The organism is Mesobacillus campisalis, assembly GCF_000986785.1.
GTDB classification, from domain to species: domain Bacteria; phylum Bacillota; class Bacilli; order Bacillales; family Cytobacillaceae; genus Mesobacillus_B; species Mesobacillus_B campisalis.
In genome coordinates, this window is sequence record NZ_LAYY01000046.1 from 1 (window position 1) to 8,572 (window position 8,572).

General features: G+C 48.6%; 6 protein-coding genes, 14 tRNA genes and 2 rRNA genes. 1 reads left to right on the forward strand and 21 read right to left on the reverse strand.

The window, feature by feature from the left end; genetic code table 11:
- On the forward strand, positions 1-824 hold an 824-nt coding region (locus WQ57_RS21460), incomplete at its 5' end, for an IS3 family transposase (protein WP_046525790.1).
- Positions 825-891: 67 nt separating this feature from the next.
- Here WQ57_RS21460 and WQ57_RS21465 read toward each other — a convergent pair.
- From WQ57_RS21465 to WQ57_RS21570, 21 genes are all read right to left on the reverse strand, one after another.
- The gene (locus WQ57_RS21465) at positions 892-1,485 is read right to left on the reverse strand and encodes an ABC transporter ATP-binding protein (RefSeq protein WP_046525791.1); all 594 of its coding nucleotides are present in this window, start codon (positions 1,483-1,485) and stop codon (positions 892-894) included.
- Entirely contained in the window at positions 1,475-2,398 is a 924-nt protein-coding gene (locus WQ57_RS21470; protein ID WP_046525792.1) for an ABC transporter ATP-binding protein, read from the reverse strand. The genes WQ57_RS21465 and WQ57_RS21470 overlap by 11 nt, the downstream gene beginning before the upstream one ends.
- A 34-nt stretch (positions 2,399-2,432) precedes the next feature.
- A complete protein-coding gene (locus WQ57_RS21475) occupies positions 2,433-3,272 on the reverse strand; it encodes an ABC transporter permease (RefSeq protein ID WP_046525793.1) in 840 nt (279 codons plus the stop codon).
- A complete protein-coding gene (locus WQ57_RS21480) occupies positions 3,262-4,263 on the reverse strand; it encodes an ABC transporter permease (protein ID WP_046525794.1) in 1,002 nt (333 codons plus the stop codon). Before WQ57_RS21480 ends, WQ57_RS21475 begins: the two co-directional genes overlap by 11 nt.
- A 1-nt stretch (position 4,264) precedes the next feature.
- A complete protein-coding gene (locus WQ57_RS21485; RefSeq protein ID WP_046525795.1) occupies positions 4,265-5,878 on the reverse strand; it encodes an ABC transporter substrate-binding protein in 1,614 nt (537 codons plus the stop codon).
- A 547-nt stretch (positions 5,879-6,425) separates the two neighbouring features.
- Positions 6,426-6,507 (reverse strand) — tRNA-Leu (locus tag WQ57_RS21495).
- 12 nt (positions 6,508-6,519) lie between these two features.
- Positions 6,520-6,594, reverse strand: a tRNA-Cys gene (locus WQ57_RS21500).
- Between the two features lie 9 nt (positions 6,595-6,603).
- Positions 6,604-6,678, reverse strand: a tRNA-Gly gene (locus tag WQ57_RS21505).
- A gap of 5 nt (positions 6,679-6,683) precedes the next feature.
- Positions 6,684-6,758, reverse strand: a tRNA-Gln gene (locus WQ57_RS21510).
- A gap of 40 nt (positions 6,759-6,798) precedes the next feature.
- Positions 6,799-6,874 (reverse strand) — tRNA-His (locus WQ57_RS21515).
- 8 nt (positions 6,875-6,882) lie between these two features.
- Positions 6,883-6,956, reverse strand: a tRNA-Trp gene (locus WQ57_RS21520).
- Positions 6,957-6,963: 7 nt separating this feature from the next.
- Positions 6,964-7,048, reverse strand: a tRNA-Tyr gene (locus WQ57_RS21525).
- Positions 7,049-7,100: 52 nt separating this feature from the next.
- Positions 7,101-7,173 (reverse strand) — tRNA-Phe (locus tag WQ57_RS21530).
- Between the two features lie 141 nt (positions 7,174-7,314).
- Positions 7,315-7,390 (reverse strand) — tRNA-Asp (locus WQ57_RS21535).
- Between the two features lie 3 nt (positions 7,391-7,393).
- Positions 7,394-7,467: transfer RNA gene (locus WQ57_RS21540), tRNA-Met, on the reverse strand.
- Between the two features lie 20 nt (positions 7,468-7,487).
- A tRNA-Val gene (locus WQ57_RS21545) sits at positions 7,488-7,563 on the reverse strand.
- A 3-nt stretch (positions 7,564-7,566) separates the two neighbouring features.
- A tRNA-Glu gene (locus tag WQ57_RS21550) sits at positions 7,567-7,641 on the reverse strand.
- Positions 7,642-7,653: 12 nt separating this feature from the next.
- Positions 7,654-7,745, reverse strand: a tRNA-Ser gene (locus tag WQ57_RS21555).
- A 3-nt stretch (positions 7,746-7,748) separates the two neighbouring features.
- Positions 7,749-7,823 (reverse strand) — tRNA-Asn (locus WQ57_RS21560).
- A gap of 11 nt (positions 7,824-7,834) precedes the next feature.
- Positions 7,835-7,950: ribosomal RNA gene (gene rrf, locus WQ57_RS21565) — 5S ribosomal RNA — on the reverse strand.
- 239 nt (positions 7,951-8,189) lie between these two features.
- Positions 8,190-8,572 (reverse strand): 23S ribosomal RNA (locus tag WQ57_RS21570); the annotation flags it as partial.

Here is an 8,572-nt window from a genome sequence, read left to right on the forward strand (position 1 = left end):
AGATGGCTGGTGTAAGTAGAAGTGGTTATTACACCTGGATTAAGGCTGACCACAAGAGGGCTGAGAGGCTAGAAAATGATTGGAAGGATTATGAGTTAATCAAGGAAATCTTTGATTATAAGAAAGGGAGAGCCGGAACCCTTGTAATTAAGATGATTCTAGAGAACGATAAAAATGTAATAATGAATCATAAGAAGATCCGCCGGATTATGAGGAAATTCAACCTCGTAACGAAAATCAGGCAGATGAATCCCTATAGGAAAATGGCAAAGGCCAATCAGGAACACAAGGCTCTTCCAAACATACTCAATAGAGAGTTCGGACAGGATGTACCCGGCAAAGTATACCTTACAGACATCACCTATGTTTACTACGGATCCGGGCGTCCGGCTTACCTTTCATGTGTCAAAGACGTATCCACAAGGGAAATCGTCGCTTATCACCTGTCCACCAATCTTAAGATGGACATTGTTTATCATACACTGAAGAAACTAGGTCAATCTTTTAAGGGAATGGTCCATCCTGGTGCCATCCTCCATTCCGATCAGGGATTTCATTACACGCACCCTGAATTTCAGAAAAGGGTTAAGAAAATGAAGCTTATCCAGTCTATGTCCCGTAAGGGAAATTGTTGGGATAATGCTCCAATGGAATCCTTCTTTGGGCATTTTAAGGATGAAGTTGACTATGCGGAGTGCCAAACATTCAATGAGCTTAAAAGAATCATTGGAGGTTATATTGAGGAATACAATAACGAGCGTTATCAATGGACTCTAAATAAGATGACCCCGGCACAGTACCGGAGTCATCTGTTAGCTGCATAAAATTCTTACAGGTGCTTTTTTAAACCGTCCACTTTATAGGGCATAGTTCAACAAGGAGCGGATCTTTTTAAAGCTCAATTACACGATCGCAAAGTCTGTTCATCAGCTTTGCGTCATGGCTGACAACCAGAATGCCCATCTTCCGTTTTTCAGCGAGGTGAAGAACGGCATGCCATATTTGGGCCTGGGTGATGGCATCAAGCATGGTCGTCATTTCATCTGCTATCAGGAAGCGTGTTCCCGGACCTAATGCCCTTGCGACGCAAAAGCGCTGCAGCTCCCCGCCTGAAAGCTCATTTGGCAAGCGTTCCAGCCACTCTTGCTGTATTCCAAGCCTGGCAAGAAGGTCATCATCCGGACGCCCCCCTTCCTTAAGCGTTTTCCCCATTTTCCAGCGCGGGTTGACAGCTTTTTCGGGATGCTGAAAGACCATCTGCACGGGATGGTAGCCAATTTCCGGAAGAGCTTTTCCGCCCAGCGTTACCTTCCCTTCCAATGGCTTCTCGTACCCTGCCAGGATTCTGCATAAAGTCGTTTTACCCGTTCCGCTTGGGCCTTTCAGTCCAACAACCTCGCCTGGCTGCATGGAGAAATTTATCCCCTTGAATAGCCAGGGCGATTTTCCATAGCGGAATCCGATATTTTTTGCATCAAGTTGCATGGATGCACCTCACCTTCCCATTGCGCAATTCACGTAAATCGGGCTGCGCCTGGTGACATTCCTTCGTTGCTTTTTCACATCTTGATGCAAAGAGGCACCCAGGAGGAAGAGCCGCCGAATGAGGCTGTGAACCTGGAATCGGCGTGAAACCATTTTGCGGCAAGGCCCCCCACAAGGCCTTGCTGTATGGATGCCGCAAATGCTCCCCATCACCGGTAAAATCCTTGGCGGGAGCAATCTCGACAGTAGTGCCTGCATAAAAAACCGCTATTTTATCAGCAATCCTAAGGGCCGAATCAATGTCGTGGGTAATTAGCATAACTGCACACCCCTGGTCTCCAAGCTCCCTTAAGTTCAGCAACGCTTCATTCAAGGCTTCAGGGTCAAGTCCTGGTGTCGGTTCATCGGCAATGATGACCTTTGCGCCACTGACCATTGCAGTGGAGAGCAGGACCCTTCTCGCCATTCCACCAGACAATTCAAATGGAAACAATTTTTCCACTACACTTTTTAGCTTGTAACGCTTGAACACTTTACGCTGTTCCTCGGCAGGTTTTCCGTTCCTTACAGCTGTGCGGACTTGATTTCCTACACGCATGAGCGGGTCCAGATAGCCGACAGATTGCGGGACAAGCGCAATCTCCCTGCCGCGCAAAGACTGCGTTCTTTTAGCGGTAAGAGTCTCGCCGCAATATTTAATGCTGCCTGCGGTTTCTGCATTTGCCGGCAGAATTCCCAGAATGGCATGTGCCAGGAGGCTTTTCCCGGAGCCGCTCGCGCCGACTACTGCGAGGACCTCGCCCTGCTCCAGGGTAACACTCAGATTGGAAATAGCCCTGATATTCCTCTCCTTAAGGCCCGAGGCGTATTGTCTAAATGTGACGGACAAATTTTCAACTTCAAGAATTGGCATAACATGCTCCTCTAAATTGTGTCTTCCAGTCTGGTCAGGTCCTTGCAGGGTCCATTAGCACTCTGAGGCGCTCACCGACCGCATCAAAAGAACGGACAACCAGCAGAAGGCTCAAGCCAGGGAAAAACGCAAGCCACCATAGCCCGGAAGACAGGTATTTCATTGATTCCGAAAGAATGATTCCAATTGCTGGCTCATGCGGGGACAGCCCCAGCCCCAGGAAGGTAACAGCTGCTTCATGAAGGATGGCATGAGGGAACATCAACAGGAATCCAATTAGGAATTGGGGGATCAAATGGGGAATAATGTGATGAATCGCAATCCAGGTGCGAGGTTTCCCCATTTTCCTTGAGATATGGACATAGTCTGCAGAACGCACCTGCATCACTTCCGCCCTGATGACCCGGGCAAGGCTTGGCCAATGTGTCAAAGCAATCCCGAACACTATTCCCTTAAACCCTCCGCCCAGCGCAAATGAAATCAGGATAAGAGTAACCAGGTGCGGGACGCTCAAAAACAAGTCAATCAGCCATGAAATGATCGTGTCCGCCGTTTTTCCCAGCGTGGCAGCCGCCAAGCCTAGAACCAGGGCAATGGCCGCACTGGAAACAGCTCCAGCCAGGCCCACACCCATACTTAAAGACAACCCCATGATCGTCCTGGCGAACATATCCCTTCCAAGCCAGTCTGTTCCGAAAAAGTGCTCGAAAGATGGAGGAAGATTCCGTTCACTTAAATTTGTGCCAATGCTGCCTTCATCCAGCATAAATCTGCCAATGATTATCGCCATTATGAACCCTAACGCGGCGCCTATTTCCAAAATGGTTCGCTGCCTTCGATTCAGAGAGAGTTTCCCTTTGAAACTAAGATTCATAGGTGCGCCCCTCCCTCGTCCTGGGATCAACCACATAATAAATCAAATCCGCAATCAAATTTCCCGTAAAAACAAATAAAGCACTGAATAATACCAATCCGAGCAATAATGGAACATCCCCCCGCAGGCCCGCCTCCACCGTTGCCTGTCCCAGGCCAGGATAGGAAAATACCTGTTCCGTCAGGACCGCGCCGCCAAACAATTCACTAAAGGCGGCAAATTGAAGGGAGATGGCCGGCAAAGCCACATTGCGCAGCCCATGCCGCCAGAAGAGGATGAAACCTCTCTCTCCGCGCGCCCGGGCAAACAATATATAATCACTTGCAAGAACATCAATCATTTTTTGGCGGGTATGCAGTGCTATGTTCGCAACACCGACAATGCTAAGCGTAATAGCTGGCAATACCAAATGTTTGACTTTGTCAATGAATGTGACGTCATCCGAAAGAATTCCGGCAGGAACGCCAAGTCCTACGGGAAACCACCCCAGCCAGACAGCGAAAACCATGACCATCAGCAGTCCCATCCAAAACGCCGGAGTAGAGGCTAGCGTATAGCAGTACCACTTGATAATCCTGTCTATTGCTGTATCTTTGTTCATGGCCGCGACCACACCCATTGTGAACCCAATAACTCCGGACAAAACCCAGGCAGTGAGCATAAGGACAATGGAATGAGAAAACTTTTCCTTGATTACTTCGGCCACAGGCTCCCGATAGATCATCGAAGTCCCCAAATCACCGCCCAGCAATGAGGAAGCCCAATTGACATATTGCTTAAACACAGGGTCATCAAGCCCCCAATGCTGTGCGATTTTTTCCCGCTGCTCAGGTCCTACATTCAGCATATCCGCCCCTATATAGGCTTGAATTGGATCAATGGGGGAATTCTTGACCAGAAGAAAGGAAATGATGCTGATTCCGGCCAGCAGGGTAAAAGCCCTTATTGACCTCCAAAGCAGGAAGCGACCCAGGTTCTTTGCCCTGGCCACCCTACTCACTCCATTTCCATTCTGTGATGTTATCTGTTACCGGCCAGCCATGCCCATGTGGATGTATGCTTTGCTCCCCAATATCCAGTCCTTCTTTTACAAGGTAAAGGTGGTCGATGTTCACCAGCCACACCCAGGGAGCGTCTCCTCGCGCACTTAGCCCGGTTTCCCCATCCCACTGGGCCTCTTTCCAGTATTCATTCGCCTCATTTTCATCCGTGGCGGAAAGAGCCTCTTTAAAATATTCATCCACTTTTTCATTATTATAAAACCCGGTATTATAATACTCTATACCTGCGTTTTCACTGCTATAAATATTGTACATCTCATATGGATTATGGCTGCCCCAGCCCATCATCACGGCGCTGGAATGCATATTTTGTTCAATCTTGTCCCAGCTGCCGCCTTCCACGATTATGCTGATTCCAAGCGGCTTCAGCATATCCGCAGCCGCAATGGACAGGGACTGGCGAATATTGTCTCCGGCAGGATAATACAAGGAAAACTCGGCTTTCTGCCCGTCCTTTTCCAGGATTCCATCCCCATCTGTATCTTTCCAGCCTGCATTCTTCAGGAGCTTGCCGGCTCCCTCCATATCAGCATCCCGGAACTTTGTTTCCGGATTCCACCACGGCAGTCCGTCCACCGAAGTATAAGCAGGTGAACCATAGCCCTCAAGCACACCCTCAATAAGAGCATTCCTGTCAATGGCGAGATTGATGGCCTGCCGGATCGCACGGTCGGAGGTTACATCATTTCCAACCGGAAGACCGGAATCCGTTTTCCCTCCTGACGGAATATACGGAAAAACAATTCCCCTGTTATCAACAGTTTTCACTGCCTCCACAAACATTCCTGGCACTTCCTGCCTGCTGAAAGACGGAGGTATCGCAGCCACATCAACCGTTCCCGATTTTGCTGCTGCAAATGCCGCATCTTCCTCCAGAAACAGGAATGTCACTTTTTGAAAGAACGGCTTTTTATGATAGTAATTTGGATTTGCTTCAATAATAAGCTGCTGGCCCTTATCCCATTGAACCAGCTTATAAGGCCCCGAACCAACTGGATTTTCCGCATAGTTCTCATTATAGGCATGCTTTGGGACAATCCCCGTTGTAGCCAAAGTATGGATAAATGTAGATTGAGCCTTTTCTAACGTAAAAACAACGGTCGTGCCATCAAGCGCTTCCACCTTTTCAAGTATGGTAAGGTCTACAACCGAAGCCTTGTCCGCAGCCGTATTAAAAGTGAATTCCACATCTTCGGCCGTCAGCGGCTGCCCATCGGAGAAATGGACATCATTTCGGAGAGTAACCGTCCATACCCTCCCGTCATCGCTGATTTGATAGCCTTGAGCCAAATCCTCCACAATTTTTAATTCCTCGTTCCTTTTAAAAAGAGTGCTTTGGAACAAAGGTGAACCATAGCGGCCCCACCCTGTCGTTGGATCAAAGCCCGTTTCCGGTTCTCCGCCCACCGCCAGTACCAGCTCATCCTTGTTCATATCCTTGTTTGGACTGTTTCCGGACGGACTTGAATCGGATGAAATGCAGCCTGATAAAACTAGTGCTACTGTAATGAATATTAATAAAATGGCTAATATACGCTTTTTCATAATTCCCCCTAAAATCTCCTAACTCTATTTTCTTTCCAGACAGTAAGGTTTGGCTATAATTGAAGCTTTATGTAGCGATTAACTGGCTTCACAGCACGCACATACATAACGACTATATGTTAACCAAAAGAATTCATCAATAGTTTTTTCTATATAAAAAATTGCCAACAGATGGTGAAACAGGTTTTTATATAGCTTTTTGTAAAACCAATATAAGGAGCTTTCACCAACTATAAAGAAAGTTCCTGTGATGTTGCCGGTTGGTTTTACTGTGTTTGAAAAATAAGCGGAAGGTTTCCGCTTAAACCGGGAAATGTAGATATTTCCCCGAATATAAGGGAGGTTTTTCCGCCTAAATGCATTTAATCCGTTCATTTAGCCCCTTTAAAGAGCAGTTAATCGGAATAAATCCGCTTATTTCTGCTTTTTAAGCCCCTGCTATATCCATTAACCGGAATCTCTCCGCCTAAAAGGAATCGGAAAGCACAAAAAAAAGCCTTGCAGCGTATGTGCAAAGCTTTTCTGGCAGTTGGCATGCTGCCTGTGATACCGGTGGTCGGGGTCGAACCGACACTCCTCACGGAACACGATTTTGAGTCGTGCGCGTCTGCCAATTCCGCCACACCGGCCTAATATGAATATGGAGGCGGCAACCGGATTCGAACCGGTGAATAAAGGTTTTGCAGACCTTTGCCTTACCACTTGGCTATGCCGCCTTAAAATAATGGAGCGGAAGACGGGATTCGAACCCGCGACCCCAACCTTGGCAAGGTTGTATTCTACCACTGAACTACTTCCGCATAAATGGCTGGGCTAGCAGGATTCGAACCTACGAATGACGGAGTCAAAGTCCGTTGCCTTACCGCTTGGCTATAGCCCATTAATATACTATGCATCTTCTGCAAAAATGTGAATCATTATGGGGCGATCGATGGGAATCGAACCCACGAGTGTCGGAGCCACAATCCGATGCGTTAACCACTTCGCCACGACCGCCATAATGTTGGCAGGGGTAGTAGGAATCGAACCCACACTGGAGGTTTTGGAGACCTCTGTTCTACCTTTAAACTATACCCCTAAAATAATGGTGGAGGGGGACGGATTCGAACCGCCGAACCCTGAGGGAGCGGATTTACAGTCCGCCGCGTTTAGCCACTTCGCTACCCCTCCATTATAACATGGAACTGGTCTTAATTGTATGTGATTTTTCAAAACCACATGATGGCTCAGGACGGAATCGAACCGCCGACACAAGGATTTTCAGTCCTTTGCTCTACCGACTGAGCTACTGAGCCGTATTTGTATTTCTTCCCTTAGCGGAGAAGTTAAGTCCTTTGCTCAAAAGACCTTCGGTCTTTCTCGCAGGTTGCCGCAGAAGCTGTTTCAGAGAGGTTAGCAACCTGCTCTGCCGACTGAGCTACTGAGCCAAAACTAAATGGCGGTCCCGACGGGAATCGAACCCGCGATCTCCTGCGTGACAGGCAGGCATGTTAACCGCTACACCACGGGACCAGATTGCGGGGGCAGGATTTGAACCTGCGACCTTCGGGTTATGAGCCCGACGAGCTACCGGACTGCTCCACCCCGCGATAATATTATTAAAGATTAATGGTGGAGGATGACGGGATCGAACCGCCGACCCTCTGCTTGTAAGGCAGATGCTCTCCCAGCTGAGCTAATCCTCCGAATGGTGACCCCTACGGGATTCGAACCCGTGTTACCGCCGTGAAAGGGCGGTGTCTTAACCGCTTGACCAAGGGGCCAGGATATTTATATGGCGGAGAGCAAGGGATTCGAACCCTTGAGACAGCGGTAACCGTCTACACGATTTCCAATCGTGCTCCTTCGACCTCTCGGACAGCTCTCCATATGGCTCCGCAGGTAGGATTCGAACCTACGACCGTTCGGTTAACAGCCGAATGCTCTACCACTGAGCTACTGCGGAATAATATAACTGCCTGGCGGCGTCCTACTCTCACAGGGGGAAACCCCCAACTACCATCGGCGCTGAGAAGCTTAACTTCCGTGTTCGGCATGGGAACGGGTGTGACCTTCTCGCCATCGCCACCAGACAATTTTTCAAGACATTTATTATTATAATGTCTTTTTGATTTTTTGCAAGGAAAATTTTCATTCCCTCAAAACTGGATAATGTATTTCAGAAGGTTTGCAATTTCGAGTATCGTTCTTGTCCAGCTCCGGCTCCTAGCCTCTCGAGTCGCTTCGGTCCATCATTTGAAGTCAAAGAACGACTTCAATTGCTGGCCCTCCAGCGATAGTCGAGGCTGTACAGTCGCCTCCGCTTTTCAATTAGGTTAAGTCCTCGATCGATTAGTATCAGTCAGCTCCACACGTCACCGCGCTTCCACCTCTGACCTATCAACCTGATCATCTTTCAGGGATCTTACTAGCTTGACGCTATGGGAAATCTCATCTTGAGGGGGGCTTCATGCTTAGATGCTTTCAGCACTTATCCCGTCCGCACATAGCTACCCAGCGATGCCTTTGGCAAGACAACTGGTACACCAGCGGTGCGTCCATCCCGGTCCTCTCGTACTAAGGACAGCTCCTCTCAAATTTCCTGCGCCCACGACGGATAGGGACCGAACTGTCTCACGACGTTCTGAACCCAGCTCGCGTACCGCTTTAATGGGCGAACAGCCCAACCCTTGGGACCGACTACAGCCCCAGGAT